This is a genomic window from Demequina salsinemoris, from assembly GCF_000974805.1.
In the GTDB taxonomy this organism is placed as follows: domain Bacteria; phylum Actinomycetota; class Actinomycetes; order Actinomycetales; family Demequinaceae; genus Demequina; species Demequina salsinemoris.
In genome coordinates, this window is sequence record NZ_BBQZ01000002.1 from 240,551 (window position 1) to 264,649 (window position 24,099).

A 24,099-nucleotide genomic window follows, 5' to 3' on the forward strand; every position below is an offset into this window, starting at 1 on the left:
GGTCTATGGACAAGCAGCAGGAATTCGTGCTCCGCACCGTCGAGGAGCGTGACATCCGGTTCGTCCGACTGTGGTTCACCGACGTCCTCGGTGTGCTGAAGTCGGTCGCGATCGCCCCCGCCGAGCTGGAGAACGCGTTCTCCGAAGGCATCGGCTTCGACGGCTCGGCCGTCGAGGGACTCGCCAGGGTCTACGAGGCGGACATGATCGCCCGCCCCGACCCGAGCACTTTCCAGGTGCTGCCGTGGCGAGGCGAGCGCCAGGGCGCCGCGCGCATGTTCTGCGACATCGAGACGCCCGACGGCGCCTCAGCGCTGTCCGATCCGCGCAACGTGCTCAAGCGCACGCTCGACAAGGCCAGCGAGAAGGGCTTCACCTTCTACACGCACCCCGAGATCGAGTTCTACCTGTTCGAGTCGCTCGTTCCCGGTCAGCCGCCGGTGCCCGTGGACCAGGCGGGCTACTTCGACAACGTGCCTCGGGGCGCCGCGCACAGCTTCCGTCGCGACGCGATCACGATGCTCGAGTCCATGGGCATCTCCGTCGAGTTCTCGCACCACGAGATCGGCCCTGGCCAGAACGAGATCGACCTGCGCTACGCGGACGCTCTGACGATGGCGGACAACATCATGACGTTCCGCTCGGTGATCAAGGAGGTCGCGCTTCAGCAGGGCGTGTACGCCTCCTTCATGCCGAAGCCGCTCGCGCAGGCTCCGGGGTCGGGCATGCACACCCACCTGAGCCTGTTCGAGGGCGACCGCAACGCCTTCTACGAGGCTGGCAGCGAGTACGACCTGTCTCCCGTGGCGCGTCAGTTCGTCGCGGGCCTCCTGAAGCACGCTCCCGAGATCACGCTGATCACGAACCAGCACGTCAACTCGTACAAGCGCCTGTGGGGCGGATCCGAGGCCCCGAGCTATGTGTGCTGGGGCTCGAACAACCGCTCGGCGCTCGTGCGCATCCCTGTGCACAAGCCCGGCAAGAGCCAGTCGACGCGCATCGAGTACCGCGGCCTGGACTCCGCGACCAACCCGTACCTCGCGTTCTCGGTCATGCTGGCCGCAGGGCTCAAGGGCATCGAGGAGGGCTACGAGCTCCCCGCCGGCGTCGAGGACGACGTGTGGGAGCTGTCGGACAAGGAGCGCAAGGCGATGGGCTACGAGCCGCTGCCGCAGTCGCTCAACGATGCGATCGGCGTGATGGAGAGGTCGGAGCTCGTCGCCGAGACCCTCGGCGAGCGCGTCTTCGACTTCGTCCTGCGCAACAAGCGCGCGGAGTGGCAGGCGTACCGCGAGCAGGTCACCCCGTTCGAGCTCGAGACGAACCTGCCGGTCCTCTGACCGGTCTCGGGGTGACCCGATGAGCTCACGCGAGGTCTCGCTCTCGACCCGCCTCAGGCGCGCGGGGGTGCTGGACGCCGGCCGTGCGGAGGCGTTGCTCGAGCAGATCGCCGAGGTCTCCGGCATCCGCTTCGACGACCCGGTCGTCGCGCTCTCCTACTACGCGGATCCCGACAAGGGGCTGCTGCAGCTGCTTCGCGTATGCGAGGCGGCGCGCGACGCGGGCGAGCTGGACACGCTCCTGACATTGGTCAGCATCCCGCAGGGCGAGCTGCTCGCGGCGGTCCTGGGCGGCTCGGAGGCGCTTGGCGACTTCCTGGTGCGTCACCCCGAGCTGCTCCAGGACTTCACGACGATGGACGCGGAGCAGCCCGTCGACGGGGTCGATGTGCGAGCGCGCCTGGTCGAGGCCGTCGGCGGCGATCCTGGCTCGCCCGCGCCGGTCGCGACCGTAACCGGCACGGAAGGCGTCGTCGCGATGCGCGTCGCGTATCGACGCGAGCTGCTGCGGGTCGCGGCGATCGACCTTCATCAGCGCGACCCGCTCGTGATCATGCCTTCCGTCGGGATCGCGCTCGCCGACCTGGCGGGGGCGGCGCTCGAGGCGGGCCTCGCGATCGCCCGCGCGGACGAGCCCGACCACGCGATCACCAGGCTTGCCATCCTCGGCATGGGCAAGTGCGGCGCACGTGAGCTCAACTACGTGTCCGACGTCGACGTGATCTACGCGGCCGAGCCGGTCGACGGGGCCGATGAGCACGCCTCCCTGAAGGTGGCGACGCGGCTCGCGGCGGCCGCGGCGCGAGCGTGCGATCGGTTCGCGGCGGAGCCGCCGCTGTGGCAGGTGGACGCCAACCTGAGGCCTGAGGGCAAGGACGGCGCGCTGGTCCGGGGCCTCGCGTCGCATCGTGCGTATTACGAGCGCTGGGCGCAGGGGTGGGAGTTCCAGGCGCTGCTCAAGGCGCGGCCTATTGCGGGCGACAAGGAGATCGGCGACCGCTACGTCGAGATGCTCGCGCCCTTCGTGTGGTCGGCTGCCGAGCGCGAGGGATTCGTCGAGGCGGCGCAGGCGATGCGTCGCCGCGTCGAGCAGCACGTCCCTGCGCGCGAGGCCGACCGACAGATCAAGCTCGGGCCCGGCGGCCTGCGCGATGTCGAGTTCACGATCCAGCTGCTCCAGCTCGTGCACGGTCGGGCCGACGAGTCGCTTCGCACCCGCTCGACGCTCACCGCTCTCGCCGCGCTGCGCAACGGGGGATACGTGGGCCGTCCCGAGGCGGCCGCGATGGACAGGGCCTACCGGCAGCTGCGCGTCTGGGAGCACCGGCTCCAGCTGCGCAAGCTCTCGCGCACCCACCTGATGCCGGAGCGCGAGGAGGATCGTCGGATCCTGGCCCGCGCGTCGGGCTTCGCGACGGTCGACTACATGGATGAGGTGTGGCACGACGTCAGGCGCCGCGTGCGCGCGATGCACCTCGAGATGTTCTACCGGCCGATCCTGCCCGTGGTCGCGCGCCTCAGCACGGGCGAGGCCCGCCTGGACAACGCGGCCGCGCGCGATCGCCTCAAGGCGGTCGGCTTCAAGGACCCGGATGCGGCCCTGCGCCACATCGTCGCGCTCACCGGGGGAGTGTCGCGGTCCGCCGCGATCAGGCAGCAGCTCCTGCCGGCGATGATCGGCTGGTTCGCGGAGGGGCCCGAGCCCGACGCGGGCCTTCTTGCCTTCCGCACGCTGTCCGAGCAGATCGGCTCGGCGCAATGGTTCCTCAAGCTCCTGCGCGACTCAGGAACCGCGGCGGAGCGTCTCGCGCGCCTCCTGTCGACGTCGGGCTACGTCACGAAGGCGCTGCTGTCGAGCGCGGAGCAGGTGCGGTGGCTCGACTCGGATGAGGCGCTCGAACCTCGCACGTACGAGCGGCTGTGGACAGAGGCCGACGCGATCCTGCGCCGAAGCGACGACGCCGAGCAGGCCATCACCGCGATGCGTGGCCTGCGCCGGCGCGAGAACGCCCGCGTGGCCGCAGCCGACACGCTCGGGATGATCAACGCGTCGTGGGCTGCCGGCGCGGTGTCGGACGCCGCCGACATGCTCATCGAGGGCGCGATGCGCGTGGCGGTTCATCTGGTCCGCGAGGAGATCGGGGAGGAGCCGCCCCGGCTGCTGGTGGTCGCGATGGGCCGTTACGGCGGTCGCGAGATGAGCTACGCCTCCGATGCCGACGTGCAGTTCGTCTTCGACGGAGGCGGGGAGAATGCGGCGGCCCACGCGCAGCGCTTCGCGGCGGTGATCAGGAACCTCCTGCAGAAGGTGGGCCCGCAGCCGTCGCTCGAGATCGATGCCGACCTGCGGCCCGAGGGCAGGAACGGGCCGCTGGCGCGCTCGTTCGACTCGACTGTCGGCTACTACGCGCGCTGGTCGGACCCGTGGGAGGCGCAGGCCTTGCTGCGGGCCAGGCCCTGCGCGGGAGACCCCGATCTGCGCACCCGGTTCATCGAGGCGGTCGCCCCGGTGAGGTACCCCGAGACGCTGAAGCCGGATGCGCTCGCCCAGATGCGCCGCCTCAAGGCGCGGATGGAGTCCGAGCGGCTGCCGCGTGGCGTCGACCCGCACCGCCATCTCAAGCTCGGTCCGGGCGGGCTGTCCGACGTGGAGTGGACGATCCAGCTCGTCCAGCTCCAGCACGCGCACCGAGTCGAGGGTCTGCGGACCACGGAGACGCTGCGCGCCCTGCGGGCGGCGGAGGATGCGGCCCTCATCTCGTTCGACGACGGCGCGACGCTGCGCGAGGCCTGGGTGCTCGCGACGGATCTGCGCGGCGCGATCGCGCTGCGGGGGCGCCAGGGCGATTCGAACATCCTTCCGCCCGACGCGCGCGAGCTCAAGGTGCTCGCCGAGATCATGGGCACGGATGACACCGGCCCCGAGCTGGAGGACCGCTACATCCGCGCTGCTCGCCGGGCGCGCGCGGTGTTCGAGCGCCTGTTCTTCGGCTGGGACGAGGGGGTCTGATGAGGCTGCTGCGCACGGTCCTGTCGGCGTTGTGCATCCTCGCGGGGGCCGTGTCGATCCTCGGGTGGGCCGTCGGTGGGATCGCGGTCGACGCGGTCGAGGACGGCACCGCGGTGGTGGGTTTCACCGAGCGGGCCGTGAGCGCGGAGCCCGTTCAGGAGGCGCTTGCCGGAACGGTCACCGACGAGGTGCTCGGGTGGCTCGAGGAGCAGGGCGTCTCGTTCGCATCGTCCGATCTCGAGGACACGCTCGACTCGCTGTTCGAGTCGCTCGTCGGCTCCGACCTGTTCCAGGATCTCGTGGTCGCGCAGGCGGAGGACTCCCGTCGGCAGATCGCCGAGGCGCTGACGGACGAGTCGCGCGAGGCCGCGCCGCTCGTGCTGGAGGTCGAGGTGGACAGCCTCCTTGCCGACCAGCTGACGCCCGTCGTCGGCTCGCTGGCGAGCCGCATCGACATCGCTCCCGTCGAGATCGTCGTGATGGATGCCGACACGTTCGAGCACGCGCGCACCGCGTACAAGATCCTGGCGTTCCTCGCGCAGTACGGACTGTGGCTCGGGATCGGCCTCGTGGTCGCGGGCCTGCTGGTCTCGCCGCGACGCGCGTGGTTCCTGCCCAAGCTGCTGCTCGCGGTCGGCGTGATGTCGCTGCTCGCGTGGGGCGCGCTCACGTTCATGGGCGTGGACGCGGTCGTCGCGCTCGTGCCCGGGGGAGACGACGGCGCGCTCACGGCGCTGGTGTCGGGGGTGCTGTCGGAGGACTCGCTGCCGACGCTCGAGCAGCGGACGCTGTGGGTCGGGCTCGGCGCGCTCGCCGGCGCGGTGGTCCTGGGGCTCCTCGCGCGTGCGCTGAGCGGTCGTCGCTGACCGGGACGATGCGGTGGTCCCGCGGAGGGACGATGCGTCACTCGCCCCAGGCCGGGAGCCCGGGAGTGAGCCCGGGGCTTGAGATCGCGCGCGCCGCTTGAGCGGCCCCCGCTGCCATGCATCGACGCAGCTCGTCCGCGGTCATGGGCCGGTCCGCGCACCCCTCCTCGAGCGCGCGCAGCAGCATGCCGACGGCGAAGGCGTCGCCGGCACCGTTCGTGTCGATCACCCGGGTGGGCACTGCATCGACCCTCACGGGCGTGCCGTCGCCCGCGATCCCGAGCGCGCCCTCAGGCCCGAGCGTGCAGACCGCGGCATGACGGCCGTCGCGCACGGCAGCGTCGAGGAAGGCCTCGGCGTCGCCGATCCGGTCGCCGTTCATGAGGATCACGTCCGCCGCCGCGAGGAACGGCGCGTGGAACGGGTCGGCGCCGTCGTAGTCATGCACGTCGACCCAGACGGGTCTGTCGGTTCGCGTCACCACGGGCTCGAGGGCCAGCGCGAGGGGGGCGAGGTCGAGGAACACGGCGTCGACGCCGGGGAGCTCCGCGTCGAGCACGGCCCGAGCCTGTGCGACGCCGCCGGGGTCCGGCTCGCCCGCGGGCTGGAGGTAGATCGAGAGGCGCCGGCCGGGTGGTGCCACGAGGTTGAGGTGACGCTCGGCGGGACCGTCGGTGAGCACCGCCTGGACGCGCACGCCCCTGTCCGTGAGCATCCGGGTGGCGTGCCTGCCCTGCTCGTCGTCCCCCTGGGTCGTGACGAGCAGGACGTCGGTTCCCGCCTCGGCGAGGTGGAGCGCCTTGCCGGCGGACGTGCCGCCGAGCTGGGTCGACCACCGGCGTGCCATCACGGTGTGGGGTGCGGGCTCGGGCAGCTCGTCGAGATCGACGATCGTGTCGATCGACGTGGGCCCGATCACGACGACGTGAGGCGCGCCAGGCCTCGGCGCGCCGGCGACCACGCTCAGGCTCCCACGCGGGGCGCCGCGGTGGACTGCCGTGCGATCAGCTCGAAGGGGAGCCTGGCGGGAACCGGCGCGTGCTCGACCTCCGGTTCGAGCGCGTGAAGGAGGGCCCGCGCTCCGACCGCGCCCTGCTGCGCGGGGTGCTGATCGATCGTGGTGAGTCCCAGCACGGATCCCGTGGGGTGGCCGTCGATGCCGATGATCGAGAGATCCTCGGGGACGCGCAGGTCGAGCTCGCGCGCCGCCATGAGGACTCCGTAGGCGATCTCGTCGGAGGCCGCGAACACCGCGGTGGGTCGATGCTCGCGGTCGGAGAGGATGCTGCGCGCCGCCGCGTAGCCGCCTTCGCTCGTGTACTCGGACTCCTCGATCCAGTGCGGGCGGACCGGGATCCCCGCCTCCGCCATCGCCGTGTCGTAGCCGGCGCGGCGGAGCACGGGCACCTGGAAGTCGAGGTCGTAGGGGATCACCCCGCCCACGTACGCGATGTCGCGATGGCCGAGCTCGAGCAGGTGGCTCACGGCCGCCTTCGCGACGGCCAGGTTGTCGACCGCGAACGTGGGGACGTCGGGCTGGGGACGATCGATCGCGACGACGGGCTTGTCGAGGCTGCTGAGGCGCGCCCGCTCGGCGGGCGCGAGGGAGAGCGTCACGAGCAGAAGCCCATCGACGCGTCGCCGCAGGAGCGACTCCTCGAAGAGCCTCGCGCGCCTGGGATTCGCCGTGCCGTCGGGGTCGTTGAGCCGGTGCGGCTCGCAGTGGTAGAGGGTGACGTCGTAGCCCGCATCGGTGAGCTCCCGGTGAGCGCCGGCCATCACCGTGGTGAAGAACCAGCGATCCAGGTACGGGAGCATGATCCCGACCGCACGCGTGCGACCGCTCGCGAGGCCCGATGCGGTGGCGGACACGACGTAGCCGAGCTCCTTCGCCGCGGCCTCGACCTTCTCGCGCGTCTGAGCGGAGACGCTCTGCTTGCCCGCGAGCGCCCTCGATACCGTCGCCGTCGACACCCCGGCGAGCTCGGCGACCTTCTGAATGCTCACGTCACCCATTGTCGTGGTCCGGACCGGTCGCCGCGAGGCAGGAATGCCGCAGGGTGCCGTCACACATCATGCGCTCACGCATGGCTCAGCCAGACGGTGGCGTCGGCGGGTAGGACGTCCCCGAGGGGGCGCGAGGCGAGCAGCACCTCGCCCCCCAGGTCGGCGAGCGGGAGGTCCGCCCCTGAGATGTTCGCGACGACGCGCACGCCGTCGTTGTCCAGCATGAGCACCCCGTCGGGGGCCTCGATCCACGTGAGGGTGCCCGTGCCGAGGCCGTGCCGCTTGCGCAGCGCGAGGGCGGACCGGTACATGTCGAGCGAGGAGCCGGCGATGCCGCGCTGCGCGTCGCGCGCGTAGGGTGCCCAGTCGGCCGGCTGGGGCAGCCAGGTCGACGCGCTCGGGCCGAAGCCGTAGGCGGGGGCGTCCGCCTCCCAGGGGATCGGCACGCGGCATCCGTCGCGACCGAGCCGCTCGCCGTTCGTGCGCGCCCAGGTCGGGTCCTGCCTCGCGTCGCCGGGGATGTCGAGCGCCTCGGGCAGTCCGAGCTCCTCGCCCTGGTACAGGTAGGCCCCGCCGGGCAGTGCGAGCATGAGCAAGGTCGCCGCACGCGCCCGCAGGATGCCGTGCTCGACGTCGGGCAGCCCGGCCGAGTCGGTGGCGAGCCCGTGCCCCTGGGGGTTGGGCTCCGTGAGGGCGAGGCGAGTCGCATGGCGGACGACGTCGTGGTTGGAGAGCACCCAGGTGCTCGGCGCGCCGACCGCGCCGAACGTCGCGAGCGAGTCGTCGATGATCCGGCGGAGCTCCGCGACGTCCCATGCGGCCATGAGGTAGCCGAAGTTGAAGGCCTGGTGCATCTCGTCGGGTCGGACCCAGTCCGCCATCCGCTCGAGCGGATGCACCCAGGCCTCGGCGACCAGGATGCGGTCGGGTCCGTAGGCGGCGACCACGTCATGCCAGCGACGCCAGATCTCGTGCACGCCCTCCTGGGCGAAGTGCGGGCTCGACGTCTCGGAGTCGAGGCTGGACGCGTCGAGCTGCTCCGGCGTGTAGTCGGGCAGTCCGTCCTCCTTGACGAGTCCGTGCGCGACGTCGACGCGGAAGCCGTCGACGCCACGGTCGAGCCAGAAGCGCAGGGTGTCGTCGAAGTCGGCGCGGACTCCCTCGTTCGTCCACTCGAGGTCAGGCTGGGACGAGTCGAACAGGTGCAGGTACCACTGGCCGGGCGTGCCGTCGGGCTCGGTGACGCGGGTCCACGCGTCGCCGCCGAAGACCGACTCCCAGTTGTTCGGGGGCAGCTCGCCGGACTCGCCGGTGCCCTCGCGGAAGATGTAGCGCGCGCGCTCGGGAGAGCCCGGCCCGGCGGCCAGCGCGGCCTGGAACCACGCGTGGTCGCTGCTCGTGTGGTTCGGGACGATGTCGACGACGACACGCATCCCCAGGTCGTGCGCGCGTGCGGTGAGCGCGTCGAAGTCCTCGAGCGTGCCGAACAGGGGATCGACGTCGCAGAAGTCGGCGACGTCGTAGCCGGCGTCGCGCTGAGGGGAGCGGTAGAAGGGCGAGAGCCAGATCGCGTCGACCCCGAGGTCCGCGAGCGCGTCGAGCCGATGCGTGATGCCGGGCAGGTCGCCCACGCCGTCGCCGTTCGAGTCCGCGAACGAGCGGGGATAGATCTGGTAGATGACGGCGGAGCGCCACCAGTCGGTGGGGGCCGCGACGCCCAAAGAATCAGTCATAGCGACATTTGTAAGCGCTTGCACGTGGGTTGGCAAATCGGACACGGCGGGGCGCGAGGCACGGTGCTCTCGTCGTGCTCGGGGAATGACCCGGAGGCGCCGGGGCGATGGGCTGGCCCCCCGAGCCTGGGGAATGGCCCGCATCGTCCTGGCGTTCTGTCCCCAGTCGCACCGCAGGTGCCCGGAAGGAGACGCCTCATGGCCGCATCGATCCGTTCTCGTGTCACGGTCCCCCTGACGTTCGCCGACGGCTACTCGACCGTCGCCGAGGTGATGACCTTCCGGGGGCTGGACGACGACTCCGAGCATCTGCTGCTCGCGCTCGGGGACTGGGAGGACGCCGTCGTGTGCGCCGAGATGGGTGGCGAGGCGCCTCTCGTGAGGCCCCACAGCGAGTGCCTCACCGGGGACGTGCTCGGGTCCGAGCGATGCGACTGCGGCCCTCAGCTGCGTGAGGCGGTCGAGAGGATCGCCGACGCGGGAGGATTCCTGCTGTATCTGCGTCAGGAGGGGCGGGGGATCGGCCTGTACGCCAAGCTCGACGCGTACGCGCTTCAGGACTCGGGCCTCGACACGTATGAGGCGAACGTCGCGCTCGGGCACGGCGAGGATGAGCGCGACTACACGGCCGTCGCGCAGATGCTCGATGCCGTTGGTGTGGGCCGGATCCGGCTGCTCAGCAACAACCCTGACAAGGCGTCCCAGCTCGCGGCGCTCGGGGTGCAGGTCGACGAGCAGGTGCCGACGCGGGTGCACCTCACGGATGCGAACGCGCGCTATCTGACGGCCAAGGTGGAGCACACCGGGCATCTCATCGCGCTGCCCTGACTCATCGGGATATGCTCACTGTGTGGAACTGCAGTTCTCACAGTGAGATCAGGTCGTGCGTGGCTCGGACCCGCTCGACGCGACGAAGGAGTCCCGTGAAGCTCACCCATCTCGGCCACGCGTGCCTGCTCGTGGACAGCGGCGATGCGCGCCTGCTGATCGACCCTGGCGTCCTGTCGAGCTTCGCCGACGTGCGTGACCTCGACGCGATCCTGATCACGCATCAGCACGCGGACCACGTCGACCTCGGCCGACTCGCCGAGCTCCTCGAGGCGAACCCCCGCGCAGCGCTCGTGGCCGATCGTGACACCGCGCCGGCGCTGACAGGGCTGACGCGGCCCGTCGTCGTGGCGGGACCGGGCGACCGCCTCGAGCTCGCCGGCGCGGTCGTCGAGGTGCTCGGGGGACTGCACGCGGCCGTGTTCGGTGACGTCCCCGGCTGCACGAACGCCGCGTACCTGATCGATGGTGCGCTCCTGCACCCGGGGGACTCGTTCGTCGTTCCCGACTCGCCCGTCGAGGTGCTCGCGGTGCCGATCGACGCCCCCTGGCTCAAGCTCTCCGAGGCCGTCGACTACGTGCGCGCCGTCGCTCCGCGGGTCGCCGTGCCCATCCATGAGGGAGAGACGACGGACCCGGGCAAGCTCGCCGGGATGCTCGAGGCCTTCAGCGACGAGGGTGTCGTGCGGAGGCTCGCGGTGGGCGAGGCCGTCGCGCTGTGAGCTCGACGGCCTCGCCTGTCACACGAACATGGAGGGACGGGCGCCCGTGATCCAGCCGACGATCTCGTCGTTGTCGGTGTCCGCGGTCGCGACGTCCGCGACCTTCTGACCGCGGTTGAGGACCGCGAGCCGGTCGCAGACCTCCATCGCGAGCGCGAGGTTGTGCGTGACGAGGACGATCGCGATGCCCTGATCGGCCATGCGTCGGATGAGCGCCTGCACCTGCTGCGTCTGCTCGTACCCGAGCGCGGCCGTGGGCTCGTCGAGCAGCAGGACGCCGTTGCGGTCGCCGGTGACGCGCGTCGCGCTGCGCGCCAGCGCCACGACCTGACGCTGGCCGCCCGAGAGCATCTCGACCGGCCTGGTCATCGCCGCGGTGCGCACGCCGAGCCTGTCGAGCTCCGCCTCCGACCTCTTCCGCTGCGCCTTGTGGTCCACGAATCCCAGGAGTCCGAAGATCCCCTTGCGGAGGATCTCGCGACCGATGTTGAGGTTCGTGGCGATGTCGAGCGCGTCGACGAGCGCGAGGTCCTGATAGACCATCTGGATCCCGGCCTCGGTCGCGTCGCTGGGGGAGTCGAACTCGACCTTCTCGCCGTGCACCATGACGGTGCCGCCGGTGGCCCGGTGCGCGCCCGACATCACCTTGAGGAGGGTCGACTTGCCCGCGCCGTTGTCGCCGAGCAGTCCGACCACCTCGCCAGGTCCCACGTGGAAGTCGATCGAGTCGAGCGCGCGGACGTAGCCGTAGTGCATGTCGATCCCCGAGAGCTCGAGCACCGGTGCAGCGTTGGAGTCGTTCATCGTCCTCACCTCGTTCCCGTGTGCACGGAGGCCTGCGCGGTGGCCATGAGCCGCTTGGACACCGACTTCGACACCCACCGCTCGAGGGTGAGCGAGCCGATCAGCAGGACGCCCGTGACTCCTGTGGCCCAGTAGGGCTGGATCCCCTTGATCGTCAGGCCGTTGGAGATGGTGGCCAGCACGAGAGCGCCGACGAGCACGCGCGGCAGGCTGCCTCGCCCTCCCGCGAGCGAGACACCCGCGAGCGCCACCGCGGTCAGCGCGGTGAAGATCAGCGCGGGGCTCGCGCTGGGGTTCGCCTCGGTCACGACCGCGGTCGTCACGAGGCCGCCGAGACCCGCGCACGTGCTGCTGATGATGAACGCGAACACGATGTAGCGGTCGCTGTGGATGCCCGAGCGACGCACCGCCTCGGCGCTTCCTCCGACCGCCATGAGACGGATGCCGTCGCGCGTCTTGGTGAGGAACACCGTGCCGACGAGGAACACCCCCGCGCAGATCCACACCGGCGCAGGGACGCCGAGGTAGCGGTGCGTGCCCATGAAGTCGAGCATCGACAGGCCGGGGAAGGTGTATCCGCCAGCGACGATCGACGCGATCGCCGAGGTGATCGAGAGCATCGCGATCGTCACGATGATCGGGTTGAAGCCCCGCAGCGAGATGAGACCGTTGACGAGCCCCACTCCGGCCGCGAGGACGATGCCGGTGGCGAGCGCGAGCCAGATGGGAAGCCCGTTCACGAGCATCCAGCCGGCGACGCAGCTCGACAGGGCGGCGACCCCCGGGATCGACAGGTCGAGCGCACCGCAGATGATTCCCACGGCGACTCCCGCCGCGAAGATCGCGCTGATGGATGCCGCGTTGGCGATCAGCACAGCGTTGTTGAGCGTCGCGAAGTACGGGTTCGCCCAGATCGCGAAGGCCAGGATCAGCGCGATCCAGAGCACGAAGATGCCGCGATCGCGCAGGAAGATCATGCCGCGGATGCCGGCGCTGTCCTTCGCGGGGGCCGCGGCGCTCGGCTGGGGGGACGGTGCGGGCACGGCGGGCGCCGTGGCCCCGGAGACTCCGGGGGCCACGGCGCCGTCAGCCGCGGTGGGGCTGGCGGTCCTCATGTCTCGTCGCTCCACCGCTCAGCTTCCGGAGGTGGTGACCTTGATGGGCACGGTCAGGACCGGTCCCTCCGCGGTCGGGTCCGCCTGCATCTCCACGAGCGTGTTGAACGACTGGACCATGTCGTCCTGGAACTGTAGGGCGACGGTGGCGTACATCGTGCCGTCCTCGACCAGCCCCAGCACCTCGTCGTTGCCTCCGAAGTCGGTGACGCAAGGAAGGTCGGTTCCTGCCGACTTGAAGGCTCCGATGGCTCCGAGTGCGCCCTCGTCGTTCGCCGCTGCCACGACGTTGACGCCGGGGTTGGCGCCCAGGATGGTGCTCACGTCGGTCTGCGAGGCCGCCCGGTCGCTGATCTCCCAGGTCTGCACGACGGTGGCGTTCGGCGCGGTCGCCTCGAGCGCCGCCATGAAGGCGTCGTCGGACTCCTGCTTGCCGGCCGTGCCGGGCGCGGACTCCCCGTAGATCACGGTCGCCTCTCCGCCGAGCTTCTCGTTGATGCACTTCCCGGTCTGCTCGCCGAGAGCGGTGCCGCCCTCGGCGTAGTCGATCGTGTCGAAGCTGATGCCCGCCTGAGCGCCGTCGAAGCCGTAGTCCGCGGGGACGCCGTTGATGAGGACGGGCACACCCTTCTCCTGCGCCGTGACGAGCACGTCGGACATCGACTCGGGAGCGATCGCGATGATCCACAGCGCGCCGGCGCGTCCGGACTCGAGGACCTCCGTGACCTGCTGGACCTGGGTGCTCGGATCGAGGTCGGGATCCTGCACGATCACCTCCCAGCCCTGGTCGCCGCCGTAGTGGGTGACCCCGTCCGAGAGCCCCTGCATCGCGGGGATCTGCAGCGCGATGGGCGAGAACACGAGGGTCTGCGGAAGGTCGCTCATCTCCTCGCCCGCCGCCATGGCGCTTGCTGAGGCGGTGGCCTCCATGGTGTCCGAGGAGGCGCTCGCATCGTCTCCGTCGGAGGACGAGCATGCGCTGACGAGGAGCAGCATCGTTGCTGCGCCGGCGCCGAGGGCGGCGCGGGAGAGGGGGTGGGAATGACGAACGGTGCTCACGGGGATCTCCTTTGATATCCGCGACAGGGGACTTGCTACCTTGTGACTTTCAATGAGTGAAAGCGGTTTTCGTCGGTGCGAACCATGCTAGGCCCGCTCCCGTATGGTGTCCACAGCGACGCTCCCGGTATCGGGAATCGCGATGGGCGTTATTCCTGGGCTCACGGGTGCGAGACCGGGAAGTCGGAGTAGGCGGCCGCGCGTGCGGCGACCGTCTCGGACTGTGCAGCGTGCGCACGGGCGGTCTCGACGATCTCGCTGTAGTGCGCGCGCCGCTCCGCCATCGATATCACCGAGGTGTCGAGGTCGGTCCACTCGACGCGACCGTCGGCGAGGTGGCCGCGCGCGCCGCACGACGCGCACTGGACGCCGTCGCCCTCGAGCACGACCACGTCGAGGTGGCACATCGGGCATGCGCCGGGCGACCCGAGGTACGTGGCGTCCTCGAGCCCCTTGCCGAGCTGGCTCGCGACGTGATGCCCGAGCGCCCCCGAACGCTTGACCGCATCCTGGTCCAGCACGACGGACCGGGGAGTGCCCGCGCCCTCGACGACCATCTGGTCCACGACCGCGATGCTCATGGAGAACGTCAGCGTGTGCATCACGGGAAGCGCGAGCGCCTTCCACTGCGTGGTCAGCGCCCCTCCGCAGGCGATGAGACCCGCCACGCGGGGACGGAGCACGCGCTCGTCGACACGGAAGGGCACCGCCGGCTCTCCACCGTTCCTGCGCACCTCGAGAAGGCCTTCGATGATCGCGGCGTCCGCGTTGGGTCCGAGCAGTCGGTCGCCAAGCATCTTGAGGCGTCCGGGCACGGTCCTGCTGATGATCGGCGAGCTGACGATCCACCCGTCGCACGCGAGCAGGCGCTCCCAGAACCACTCCGCGTCGTCCTCGCCCGGCGTGGCATCGAACCTCAGATCGTCGAGTCGCACGAGCTCGACGCTCGCGCCGTCGTCCTGCGCGGCGCGCAGCGCCTCGATGAGGAGGATCTCCGCGCTCCCGCCGGGATTCCCGCACGAGAGCCCCAGCACCTGTCCCGTCGTCATGACTTCCTTCCTTCCTCGCCTCGCCAGCCGGCCTCGAGGCCGTGCACGAGCGCGACCATCGCCTCATGAAGCGGGGTCGGGACGCCCAGGCGTGCCGCCTCCGCGACGATCCCGCCGTTAAGGACGTCGATCTCCGTCTCGCGACGCGCCTCGACGTCCTGGAGCATCGACGGCCTGTGGTGGAACGCCTCGTCGATCGCCTCCTGCACCGCGAGCTCCGGGTCGCGGTCGAGCTCGATGCCGGCCGCGGCGCACACCGTGCGCGCCTCGCGCAGCAGCGCGTCCACGAGGACCCGGAGGCCGGGGTCCGTGCACACGGGGCCCACGGCAAGACGCGTGAGAGCAGACAGGGGACTCGTCGCGGCGTTGAAGGACACCTTGGCCCACTGCGCGCCGCGCGCGTCCGGCACCGCATGGGTGCTCAGCCCGCCCGCGGAGAGCAGGCTTGCCAGGTGCTCCACCTGACCGGACGATGCGGGGGCGGGCTCGAAGGGGCCTAGCCACGTGTCGCCTGGGGCGTCGTAGCGCACCCTGCCGGGCGCGGTGACCGCGCCCGCGGTAACCACGCTCCCGCGGATGACGCGAGGCACGACCGTCGCGATCGCCTCCTCGTTCCCCAGCCCGTTCTGGACGCTCGCCACCGCCGCCTCCGCGAGGGCGTCGCGCGCGGCGGTCACGGCGGCCACGGTGTGCTGCGACTTCGTCGCGACGACCGCGAAGTCGCATGGCGGGAGGGCGGACGCGTCGGTGACCGTCTGGAGTGTGGCGGTGAACGCGGCCGCCCCGGTGACGTGGAGCCCTCCGCTCGCGATCGCCTGCATGTGCGCGGCCCACGGGTCGACGGCCCAGACCTCGACCTCGGGCACGCGCGCGAGATGCGCGGCGTAGATGCTGCCGATCGCCCCGCAACCCAGGACGGCGATCCTGGTCGGGCCCGTCATGCGGCGGCCTCCGCTGCGAGCCGCGCGCACAGGTCGGGAGACGCGCCCCCGACCCCGAGGCCGCCGACCACCCGGCCGCCCTCGACGAGGGGAACGCCGCCCGGCGCCGCGAGGAATGCCGCCGGACCGAGCGCGCCGAGGGTCGCGGTCGCGTCTCCATAGCGCTCGTGGAGGGCGCCGCTGGCCACGCCGAATCGCGCGGCCGTCGAGGCCGTGGCCCGGGCGATCTCCACCCCGGCGGCCACCGCATCGTCCATGCGGTCCTCGCGGACAGGGTCGCCGCCGCCGTCCACGACCGCGACCGACACCCGCTCCCCGAGCCGAGACGCGGCGGCGATCACGGCATCGCACAGCCGCGTGGCCCACGCGAGCTCGCGCTGCGCGCTCGCACTCGGTGCGGCGCGCATGCCCAGGCTCTGCTCGGGGGTCACCACGAGCTCGCCGAATCGTTCCCTCCAGCGGGCCGTGTCGTCGCCGTGCTGACCGTCGTAAGGGATTCCGAGCGCGTAGGCGATGAGCAGGTCCTCAGGGTTGGCGGGCGACCCATCGGCGCTGACGACCTCGGGGGACACCCCTGCCGGGAGGAAGGGGCTCACCGTTGCACCGGACGCGGCGATCCCTCCCACGACGTGACCGTCCTCGGTCACCGGGAGGCCTCCCGCCCCGGGGAAGAGCGCCTCCGGGGAGGCCGCCACGAAGCCGGCGGAGATCGGGGCCGGCAGGGTCGTCATCCGCCGCAGGTGCTCGGCGCTCGGAACCTGCTGCGTCGCGCAGATCCACGCCTTCGAGCGAGCCCTCGCCATGCCTCCGGCGCCCCCGCGGTCGAGCCTCGACGCGGTGACGAGCGCGCCGCTCGCGCCGACCACCGCGATCGCGCCGCGGAGCCCCAGCTGCTCGGCCTTGTCGACGGCGCGCTCGACGAGCCTGCGTGCGTCGGCGAGGGGGAGGTCGCGCGGGTGGGTGCTCATACGAGGGTCCTGCCGCCGTCGACGTAGACGCACTGCCCGGTGATGAATCCGGCGCGGTCCGACAGGAGGAAGGTCGCGGCGTCGGCCACCTCGGAGGGCACGCCGAGCCTGCGTGCGGGCACGAGGGACTCGAGCGACTCGCGGTGACCGTCGCGGTCGAGGTAGGCGCGCGTGAGGTCGGTCTCGATGTATCCGGGACCGACGGCGTTGACGGTGATCCCGTGGGGAGCCCACTCGCGCGCCATCACCCGCATCAGCTGGTTGATCCCGCCCTTGGACGCGGCATAGGGCGCATGGTGGGCGTGCGCGAGCAGCGCGGAGACGGACGACACGAAGACGATGCGTCCCTCGCCCTCGGCGATCATGCGGCGCCCGACCTCCTGGCCGAGCCACCAGGCGGTCGAGAGATTGAGCCGGAGGATCGACTCCCAGTCGTCGTCGCCGAGCTCGACGATCGGGCGCCGGTCGTTGCGTCCCACGGCATGCACGAAGGCCCGTGGAGTGCCGATCAGGTCAACGCATGCGGCGACCACGGCGCGACATGCCTCCGGTGTCGAGATGTCGGCCTGCAGGGTCAGGATCTCGAGGTCCGCGGCGCGCGCGGTGCTCGCCGCGGCGTCGAGGGTGCGCTCGTCGCGGTCGACGACCGCGACCCTTGCTCCTGCCGCGGCGAGGCTTTGCGCGGTCGCGCCGCCAAGTCCGCCCGCGCCGATGACGAGGGCGCCTTTGCCCTCCAGGTTCAACCAACCTGCCATGAGTGCACTCTTCCTTGAGTTCTCACATGCTGAAAGTAACTTTCACACACCGTAGGGGAGGATCGCGAGCCTGTCCAGACGGCGCCCAGAAGACCGGCGTGTCGCTCGAGAGGGTGGAGCCGGCGCTTGACACGGGCTAGCATCTCGATGAAAGTCACTTTCAAGAAACGAAAGTCGCCCGATCCCTGGGCGGCGCCCCGCACAAAGGAGTGCATCCGTGACTGTTCGCTCACGTCGTCTGTCCATGCCGGGCCCGAAGCGGCCCGGCCCGGCCCCTGTCACCAGGGGGAGGCCGCCGAGCGCGAGCTGGGCCTCCTGCGGCTCGGCGCCACTGGTCCCGGAGGGTTCGCGATGACGGGCCGACTCGAAGGCATGGTGGTGCTCGTCACCGGCACCGGTGGCGGCATCGGGCGCGCGACCGCGATGCTGTGCGCCCGCGAGGGCGCCCACGTGGTCGGCTGCGATCTCAACCCCGGGCCGTCCGAGGAGACCGTCGCGCTCGTGCGCGCCGAGGGTGGCAGGATGGACGCGATCGCGCCCGTCGACCTGGCGACGCCCGACGGGGCCGCCGACTGGGTCGACAGGGCGGCGGCGCTCGCGGGCCGGGTTGATGTGCTCGTCAACAACGCGTCCGCGATCCGCTTCGGACCGATCGACACGCTGTCCTATGAGGACTGGACCTTCACGATGCGCAACGAGCTCGACATCGTCTTCCTCGTCACGCGAGCGGCCTGGCCGCATCTGGTTGCGGCGGGAGGCGGCTCGATCGTGAACATCGCCTCGATCACCGCGTCGCGCGGCGCGTGGTTCATGCCGCAGAACGCGCACGGCGCGGCCAAGGGCGGGGTCCTCGCGCTGACGTACCAGCTCGTCGTCGAAGGAGGGCCCCACGGCATCCGGGTCAACGCGGTGTCTCCGGCGATGACCCAGACGCCGCACACGACCCCCATGCTCGAGGACCCGGACGGCCCCGCCGAGCAGATCCTGTCCCGAGTGCCGCTGCGTCGCTGGGGCCAGCCGGAGGACGTCGCCAACGCGATCCTGTTCCTCGCGAGCCCGGAGGCCCGCCACATCTCGGGGGCGAACATCCCCGTCGACGGCGGCGCGGCGGTCGTCGGATGAGCGCCGCGGAGACCGTGCGAGGGAGGCTGTTCCTGAGGGGCGAGCCCGGCTACGAGGAGGCGCGCGTGGGGCGAGTGTTCAACGCCCGCAAGCCGGACCGCTGCCCGGCCGCCGTGCTTGAGGCCGCGGACGCCGAGGACGTCGTCGCGGGCGTGCGTCTCGCGATCGAGCGCGGCTGGAGGCTCAGCGTGCGCTCGGGCGGGCATTCGTGGGCTGCCTGGAGCGTCCGTGATGAGGCGCTGCTGCTCGACCTCGGAGCGCTCAGGTCCCTCGAGTATGACGACGCGACGGGCATCGTCTCCGCCGGCCCCGCGACGATGGGGGCGCTCGAGCTCGCGCCGTTCCTCGCCGAGCGCGGCCGCGCGTTCCCGGGAGGGCACTGCGCGACCGTTGGCATCGGCGGCTACCTGCTTCAGGGCGGCCAGGGGTGGAACGGGCGCGCCAAGGGGTGGGCGTGCGAGAGCGTCGTCGCGGTCGACGTCGTGACGGCCGACGGCGAGCATGTGCGCGCCGACGCCGAGCAGAACTCAGACCTGTACTGGGCGGCGCGGGGCGCGGGGCCGGGATTCCCCGGCGTGGTCACCCGCTTCCATCTGCAGACCTATCCTCAGCCCGGCGCGATGTGGCATGACACCTGGACGTTCAGCCTGGATGACGCGGAGGCGGTCGTGCACTGGCTTCACGACGTCCTGCCGAGCCTGGACCGGCGTGTCGAGCCCGTCATGGCGGCGACGAGGCTTCCCGATGTGCCGCTCTACGACGGCATCGAGCATCCGGGAGGCACGGTGCTGCTGCTGCACGCCACGTGCATGGCCGACTCGGACGACGAGGCGCGCGACCTGCTGGGCGGGCTCGGCGAGTGCCCCGTCGCTGGGCGCGAGCTGGGTCGGGTCACGGGGCCGACCACGGTCGCTCAGGAGAGCGTCGCGCAGATGGACCAGAACCCCGACGGCTACCGCTACGCGGTCGACTGCGCGTGGACGAACGCCTCCGCCGATGTCCTCGCGCCCCTGCTGCTGGACATCTGGCGCGAGCTCGACACCGAGCATTCGTTCTCGATCTGGTACGGCTGGGCTCCCACGCGCGAGCTTCCCGACATGGCGTTCTCGATCGAGGGCGACGTCTATGTCGCGACGTACCTCATCTACGAGGACGCCGCGGACGATGCGCGGTACAGGGAGCGCGTCCACTCGCGCACCGCGGCGATCGCTCGCGACGGGGGAGTGGGCGTCTATCTCGGCGACACCGACTTCACGGCTCGCCAGGATCGGTTCCTGGCGCCCGAGAACTACGCCCGCCTCGAGGAGATCCGGGACCGGCGCGACCCTAGCGGGCGGATCGCGGGGTATCTCTGCGCGGCCAAGGAAGGGCTGAACGTCCATGCCTGACGCGTCGCGGCTCGACCACGTCGGGCTCAACGTCCACGATCTCGCCGCGGCCGCTCGCTGGTACGCGGACGCGTTCGGGTACGTCGTGGAGCTCGAGCTGCGGGTCGCGCCGATCGATCTCGACATCGTCATGCTCGCGCATCCCGACGGCACCAGGCTCGAGCTGCTGCGTCGCGACGGGGCATCATCGGGGCCGCGGCCGGCGAACCCCGCCGAGGCCGCGCTCGTGCCTGGCTACTCGCACCTGGCGTTCGACGTGCGCGGGCTCGACGAGGAGTTCGCGAGGATCGTCGCGCTCGGAGCCCGACCCGTCATGGCGCCCCAGCCCTCGCCGGAGGACGGCGTCCGCATGGCATACCTCGCCGACCCCGAGGGCAACCTGATCGAGCTGGTCGAACGGCCGGAGCGCACGTGAGGGAGGCCCGCACGTCTACCGCGCCGCGCCACCTGATGCCGCTCCTCGCGGCCTTCACCGCGCTCGTGGTGCTCACGACCGACGTGTACCTCCCCGTGCTGCCGGAGCTCGGCGCGGATCTCGGGACCACCGAGGCGGGAGCCGCCGCGACGGTCTCCGCCGTGCTCATCGGCATCGCGGTCGGACAGCTCGTGCTCGGCCCCGTGAGCGACGCGGTCGGTCGCAGGCTGCCGTTGCTGATCGGAGGGCTGACCTACGCGCTCGCCCACGTTCTCGGAGCGCTCGCACCGACGCTCGGGGCGCTGCTCGCGCTGCGCGTGGTCGCCGGGCTAGGGACGGCAGCCTGCCTCGTCGTGTCCCGCGCGATCGTCGCGGACGCCTACCCGGGCGCTGAGGCGGGCCGCGCGTTCGCGACGCTCGGCGCGGTGGTCGGGATCGCGCCTGTGCTCGCGCCCATCGCGGGCGGCGGGCTCGCGCGGGTGATGGACTGGCGTGGGATGTTCCTCGTTCTCGCCGCCGCGGCGGCAGCGCTCACCCTTGTCGGCCTTCGCGCGCTTCCTGAGACTCTTCCACCGTCCCGTCGCATCGCCCCGCGGCCGCCGGCAGTCGTAGCCGAGCTGCGTGAGGTCCTCTCCCACCGCGAGTTCCTCGCGTACCTCGCCGCGCTCGGGGCGGTGGGCGCGGTCCTCTTCGGCTACATCGGGGCCTCGTCGTTCGTGCTTCAGGACGGCTTCGGCCTCTCGCCGTTGCAGTACAGCCTGGCCTTCGCCGCCAACGCCGTCGGCATCGTGGGCGCGTCGCTCGCGAGTCGGCAGCTGGTCGCGACGGCGGGGTCGTGGCGCCTGCTTCGCGTGGGCCATCTGCTGTCGGCATCAGGCGTCGTGGTGCTGGCGTTCGGTGTCGGCCTCGACCTGCTCCCCGTCGTCCTCGCGGGGCTGTTCCTTGCCATCGCGAGCATCGGCCTCGTCATCCCGGCCGTCATGACGCTGGGGATGGAGGTCGAGCGCGAGCGCGCGGGCGCTGCCTCCGGCCTGCTCGGGATCTGCCAGTTCGCCGTCGGGGCCGTCGCGTCTCCGCTTGCCGGAACCGCGGGATCGCCCTGGTCGCTCGTCGCGGTGATGGGTGCAGGCGTGGTCGCGGGACCTCTGCTCGTGCGGGTGATCCCGGAGCGGTCGACCTCGCGCTAGCCCTGCGGCCGTGGTCGACGCGACGAAGCCCCCTCTCGGATCCAGGAGGGGAGAGCGAGAGGGGGCGACGCGCGCCACGCACGCACCCACGGAGCTTGTCGGCGAAGGCGGTGCATGGACTTGTCGTGCCCGGCGCCGGCGGTGTCCCTGCCGATCGGTGCCGTTGAGATCCCCATCGGACGGCGCGCGGCCGACGAAAGGGTTCTGGGGGATGATTCGCGATGTGGGCTTGCACATTACTTCACGAACGGTGTACATTCGTGACACTACATTCTCAAGTTTGGTAGCGACTCGCGCAGGTGCGAGCGAACATCAAGCCTGGGAGGATGGTGCAAGGGTCCTGCGAAGTCGTCGTAGATTTTGTCTAGCGTTAACACCATGCGCGGAGGCCCCTGCGCGCCACAGTCTTTTTCACGAGGAGCACCGATGGTCCACGACATCCCGAACCCGATCGTCCTGCAGCGCGCCGACCCGTGCGTCCTGCGCGAGGGCGGTCAGTACTACTTCACGGGTTCGTACCCGCTGTACGACCGCATCGTCCTGCGCCGTGCCGAGCGGCTTGAGGACCTCCAGGCGGCCGAGGAGGTCACGATCTGGACCAAGCCGGAGACCGGACCGCAGTCGTCCCTGATCTGGGCTCCCGAGATCCACCGCGTCAACGGCGCGTGGTACATCTACTACGCGGCCGCTCCCGACATGTCGGTCACGCGTCCCGAGCCCGACGTCGACGACACCTTCAACCACCAGGTCTACTGCCTCGAGTGCACCGACGAGGACCCGATCACGGGCACGTGGGTCGAGAAGGGCAAGGTCGACACCGGCTGGAGCGACTTCGCGCTCGACGCGACGAGCTTCGTGAAGGACGGCGTGCAGTACCTGGTCTGGGCGCAGCAGGAGGCCGCGATCAAGGGCCACTCCAACCTGTACATCGCGCGCATGGAGAACCCCTGGACCCTCGCGACCAAGGCCGTCATGCTGACGAAGCCCGAGTACGACTGGGAGATCCAGGTGTTCTGGGTCAACGAGGGCCCCTCCGTGCTGCAGCGGAACGGAAAGGTCTACCTGACCTACTCCGCGTCGGGCACCGGCATCGAGTACGCGATGGGTCTGCTCACCGCGGACGCCGACGCCGACCTCCTCGACCCCGCGAGCTGGACCAAGTCGAAGGACCCGGTCTTCACCTCGGCGCCCGAGAACGGCATCTACGGCCCGGGCCACAACTCGTTCACCGAGACCGCTGACGGCGAGCCCGTCATCGTCTACCACGCCCGCACGTACACCGAGATCGTCGGGGACCCGCTGTGGGAGCCGAACCGTCAGGCATGCGCCCAGGTGCTGCCGTTCGACGAGGAGGGCAACCCTGTGTGGGGCGAGCCGCAGCCGATCACGCGCCCGGCCCCGACCTCCGTCGAGGTCCTCCCGCCTGAGGGCATGAGCGCATGAGCGGTGGCACCACCTCGACTCCCACGGAGTCGAGCGTCCTCGAGTCGCTGAAGCGCAGCGTCGTCTGGAACTACGGCGGCACGTTCTTCTTCTACTTCGTCGTCTGGCAGTTCGTCTTCACCTTCATGGGCCTGTGGCTCGAGAACGAGGGGATGAGCTCCACCAACATCGGCCTTGTGAGCACCGTCATGGCGCTCGTGGCCATGGGGCTCCAGCCGATCTACGGCTACACGCAGGACCGGCTCGGCTTCCGCAAGCCGCTGTACGCGTTCGTCGTCGTGTGCGCCGCCCTCATGGGGCCGTTCTTCCAGTTCGTCTTCAAGCCGCTCATCGGCGTCAACGAGACCCTCGCGGCCGTCGTCGGCGGTGTGTTCCTCAGCCTCGTCCTCATGTCGGGCGTCTCCGTGGTCGAGGCGTTCAACGAGCGCGCGAGTCGCGCCAACGGCTTCGAGTACGGGCACGCACGACTGTTCGGCTCGCTCGGCGGCTCGTTCGCGTCCGCGATCGGCGGCGTCATCTGGGCCTCCAACCCGGACAACATCTGGTGGGCCGCCTCGGTGTCCGCCCTGGTCCTCGGCACGCTGGTGTTCGTCGCGAAGGTGCCGCACCAGGCGCCGGAGAAGCACCACGAGGAGGGCGAGGCCCACGCGCACAAGATCGGCAAGGAGACCATCCTCAAGCTGCTGAGCGACCGCAGCTTCCAGGGCTTCGTGGTGCTCATGTTCGGCACCGCCGCGCTCTACGACGTCTTCGACCAGCAGTACTCGATCTACTTCGCGGACCACGTCCTGCACGGCGACCCCGAGGGCCTGTTCGGCACCGTCGTGTCGGTCCAGATCCTGTGCGAGGCCGTGGTGATGGTCTTCACCCCGTGGATCGTGAACAAGATCGGCGCGAAGCGCGGCCTTCAGATCTTCGCGGGCATCCTCGTGCTGCGTGTCCTGGGATCCGCCATGGTGACGACGACCGAGGCCCTGATCGCCTGGCGCCTGCTCGCCGCGATCGAGATGCCGTTCATGCTGGTCTCCGTCATGAAGTACATCACCAGGATGTTCGACGTGAAGATCTCGGCGACGGCGTACACGCTCGGCTTCGGCTTCGCGAAGGCGCTCGGCGTCGCGATCTTCTCCCTGACGTTCGGCTACGCGTACGACACGATCGGCTTCTCGAGCGCTTACATCATCATGGCGGTGGCGATCGGTGTCATCACCGTGATCGCGAGCTTCCTCATGGCGGACGACAAGGGACGCGAAGCGCCCACCGGCGAACTCGCGGACGGCGTCGACGACGACGACGAGGCGATCGCCAAGGCGTAGCGTCGCCCTCCGTATCGCACGAGGCCCGACC

21 protein-coding genes are annotated in these 24,099 nt (G+C 70.7%); 11 read left to right on the forward strand and 10 right to left on the reverse strand.

The features are described from left to right. Positions 1 to 5: 5 nt before the first annotated feature. From AOP78_RS04700 to AOP78_RS04710, 3 genes are read left to right on the forward strand one after another with little or no spacing between them, the layout of a single operon-like run. Positions 6 to 1,340 carry a glutamine synthetase family protein gene (locus AOP78_RS04700; RefSeq protein WP_062202066.1) on the forward strand — a complete coding sequence of 445 codons (1,335 nt, stop codon included), beginning with the start codon at positions 6 to 8 and terminating at the stop codon, positions 1,338 to 1,340. A gap of 19 nt (positions 1,341 to 1,359) precedes the next feature. Further along, positions 1,360 to 4,350 carry a bifunctional [glutamine synthetase] adenylyltransferase/[glutamine synthetase]-adenylyl-L-tyrosine phosphorylase gene (locus AOP78_RS04705; RefSeq protein ID WP_062202067.1) on the forward strand — a complete coding sequence of 997 codons (2,991 nt, stop codon included), beginning with the start codon at positions 1,360 to 1,362 and terminating at the stop codon, positions 4,348 to 4,350. Further along, positions 4,350 to 5,216 (forward strand): hypothetical protein, encoded by an 867-nt coding sequence (locus tag AOP78_RS04710; RefSeq protein WP_062202068.1) that lies wholly within the window; start codon positions 4,350 to 4,352, stop codon positions 5,214 to 5,216. The genes AOP78_RS04705 and AOP78_RS04710 overlap by 1 nt, the downstream gene beginning before the upstream one ends. 37 nt (positions 5,217 to 5,253) lie before the next feature. Here the strand turns inward: AOP78_RS04710 and AOP78_RS04715 are convergent, their stop codons facing one another. The 3 genes from AOP78_RS04715 to AOP78_RS04725 form a co-directional block, all read right to left on the reverse strand. Further along, positions 5,254 to 6,177 (reverse strand): carbohydrate kinase family protein, encoded by a 924-nt coding sequence (locus tag AOP78_RS04715; protein ID WP_062202069.1) that lies wholly within the window; start codon positions 6,175 to 6,177, stop codon positions 5,254 to 5,256. A 2-nt stretch (positions 6,178 to 6,179) separates the two neighbouring features. Then, positions 6,180 to 7,232 carry a LacI family DNA-binding transcriptional regulator gene (locus tag AOP78_RS04720; protein WP_062202070.1) on the reverse strand — a complete coding sequence of 351 codons (1,053 nt, stop codon included), beginning with the start codon at positions 7,230 to 7,232 and terminating at the stop codon, positions 6,180 to 6,182. Positions 7,233 to 7,297: 65 nt separating this feature from the next. Beyond that, entirely contained in the window at positions 7,298 to 8,956 is a 1,659-nt protein-coding gene (locus AOP78_RS04725) for a glycoside hydrolase family 13 protein (protein WP_062202071.1), read from the reverse strand. Between the two features lie 198 nt (positions 8,957 to 9,154). Between AOP78_RS04725 and AOP78_RS04730 the strand changes: the two genes are divergently transcribed. Together AOP78_RS04730 and AOP78_RS04735 are read left to right on the forward strand one after the other, a co-directional pair. Beyond that, complete coding sequence (locus AOP78_RS04730) at positions 9,155 to 9,784, forward strand: GTP cyclohydrolase II (protein WP_062202072.1); 630 nt, start codon at positions 9,155 to 9,157, stop codon at positions 9,782 to 9,784. A 95-nt stretch (positions 9,785 to 9,879) separates the two neighbouring features. Next, positions 9,880 to 10,506, forward strand: coding sequence for an MBL fold metallo-hydrolase (locus tag AOP78_RS04735; protein WP_062202073.1), 627 nt, complete (start codon positions 9,880 to 9,882; stop codon positions 10,504 to 10,506). An 18-nt stretch (positions 10,507 to 10,524) separates the two neighbouring features. On the opposite strand, the gene AOP78_RS04740 is transcribed toward AOP78_RS04735, so the two are convergent. The 7 genes from AOP78_RS04740 to AOP78_RS04770 form a co-directional block, all read right to left on the reverse strand. Next, the gene (locus tag AOP78_RS04740; protein ID WP_062202074.1) at positions 10,525 to 11,310 is read right to left on the reverse strand and encodes an ATP-binding cassette domain-containing protein; all 786 of its coding nucleotides are present in this window, start codon (positions 11,308 to 11,310) and stop codon (positions 10,525 to 10,527) included. Between the two features lie 5 nt (positions 11,311 to 11,315). After that, entirely contained in the window at positions 11,316 to 12,425 is a 1,110-nt protein-coding gene (locus tag AOP78_RS04745; RefSeq protein WP_062202075.1) for an ABC transporter permease, read from the reverse strand. Between the two features lie 18 nt (positions 12,426 to 12,443). Beyond that, positions 12,444 to 13,484 carry a sugar ABC transporter substrate-binding protein gene (locus AOP78_RS04750; RefSeq protein WP_062202076.1) on the reverse strand — a complete coding sequence of 347 codons (1,041 nt, stop codon included), beginning with the start codon at positions 13,482 to 13,484 and terminating at the stop codon, positions 12,444 to 12,446. Positions 13,485 to 13,645: 161 nt separating this feature from the next. After that, positions 13,646 to 14,533: a flavodoxin family protein gene (locus tag AOP78_RS04755; protein WP_062202077.1), complete on the reverse strand. Its 888-nt coding sequence runs from the start codon at positions 14,531 to 14,533 to the stop codon at positions 13,646 to 13,648. After that, positions 14,530 to 15,474, reverse strand: coding sequence for a ketopantoate reductase family protein (locus AOP78_RS04760; protein ID WP_062202078.1), 945 nt, complete (start codon positions 15,472 to 15,474; stop codon positions 14,530 to 14,532). Before AOP78_RS04760 ends, AOP78_RS04755 begins: the two co-directional genes overlap by 4 nt. Next, positions 15,471 to 16,442, reverse strand: coding sequence for a GlcG/HbpS family heme-binding protein (locus AOP78_RS04765; protein ID WP_062202079.1), 972 nt, complete (start codon positions 16,440 to 16,442; stop codon positions 15,471 to 15,473). Before AOP78_RS04765 ends, AOP78_RS04760 begins: the two co-directional genes overlap by 4 nt. Continuing rightward, positions 16,439 to 17,197: an SDR family NAD(P)-dependent oxidoreductase gene (locus AOP78_RS04770; protein WP_152659404.1), complete on the reverse strand. Its 759-nt coding sequence runs from the start codon at positions 17,195 to 17,197 to the stop codon at positions 16,439 to 16,441. Before AOP78_RS04770 ends, AOP78_RS04765 begins: the two co-directional genes overlap by 4 nt. A gap of 351 nt (positions 17,198 to 17,548) precedes the next feature. Between AOP78_RS04770 and AOP78_RS04775 the strand changes: the two genes are divergently transcribed. The 6 genes from AOP78_RS04775 (at position 17,549) to AOP78_RS04800 (ending at position 24,068) form a co-directional block, all read left to right on the forward strand. Next, a complete protein-coding gene (locus tag AOP78_RS04775; protein WP_062202080.1) occupies positions 17,549 to 18,319 on the forward strand; it encodes an SDR family NAD(P)-dependent oxidoreductase in 771 nt (256 codons plus the stop codon). Continuing rightward, the gene (locus tag AOP78_RS04780) at positions 18,316 to 19,707 is read left to right on the forward strand and encodes an FAD-binding oxidoreductase (protein WP_062202081.1); all 1,392 of its coding nucleotides are present in this window, start codon (positions 18,316 to 18,318) and stop codon (positions 19,705 to 19,707) included. The genes AOP78_RS04775 and AOP78_RS04780 overlap by 4 nt, the downstream gene beginning before the upstream one ends. Then, positions 19,700 to 20,122: a VOC family protein gene (locus AOP78_RS04785; RefSeq protein WP_062202082.1), complete on the forward strand. Its 423-nt coding sequence runs from the start codon at positions 19,700 to 19,702 to the stop codon at positions 20,120 to 20,122. Before AOP78_RS04780 ends, AOP78_RS04785 begins: the two co-directional genes overlap by 8 nt. Beyond that, positions 20,119 to 21,309: a multidrug effflux MFS transporter gene (locus AOP78_RS04790; RefSeq protein WP_152659405.1), complete on the forward strand. Its 1,191-nt coding sequence runs from the start codon at positions 20,119 to 20,121 to the stop codon at positions 21,307 to 21,309. Before AOP78_RS04785 ends, AOP78_RS04790 begins: the two co-directional genes overlap by 4 nt. A gap of 426 nt (positions 21,310 to 21,735) precedes the next feature. Further along, positions 21,736 to 22,752: a glycoside hydrolase family 43 protein gene (locus tag AOP78_RS04795; RefSeq protein WP_062202084.1), complete on the forward strand. Its 1,017-nt coding sequence runs from the start codon at positions 21,736 to 21,738 to the stop codon at positions 22,750 to 22,752. Beyond that, entirely contained in the window at positions 22,749 to 24,068 is a 1,320-nt protein-coding gene (locus AOP78_RS04800) for an oligosaccharide MFS transporter (protein ID WP_062202085.1), read from the forward strand. Before AOP78_RS04795 ends, AOP78_RS04800 begins: the two co-directional genes overlap by 4 nt. The last annotated feature ends 31 nt before the right edge of the window (positions 24,069 to 24,099 follow it).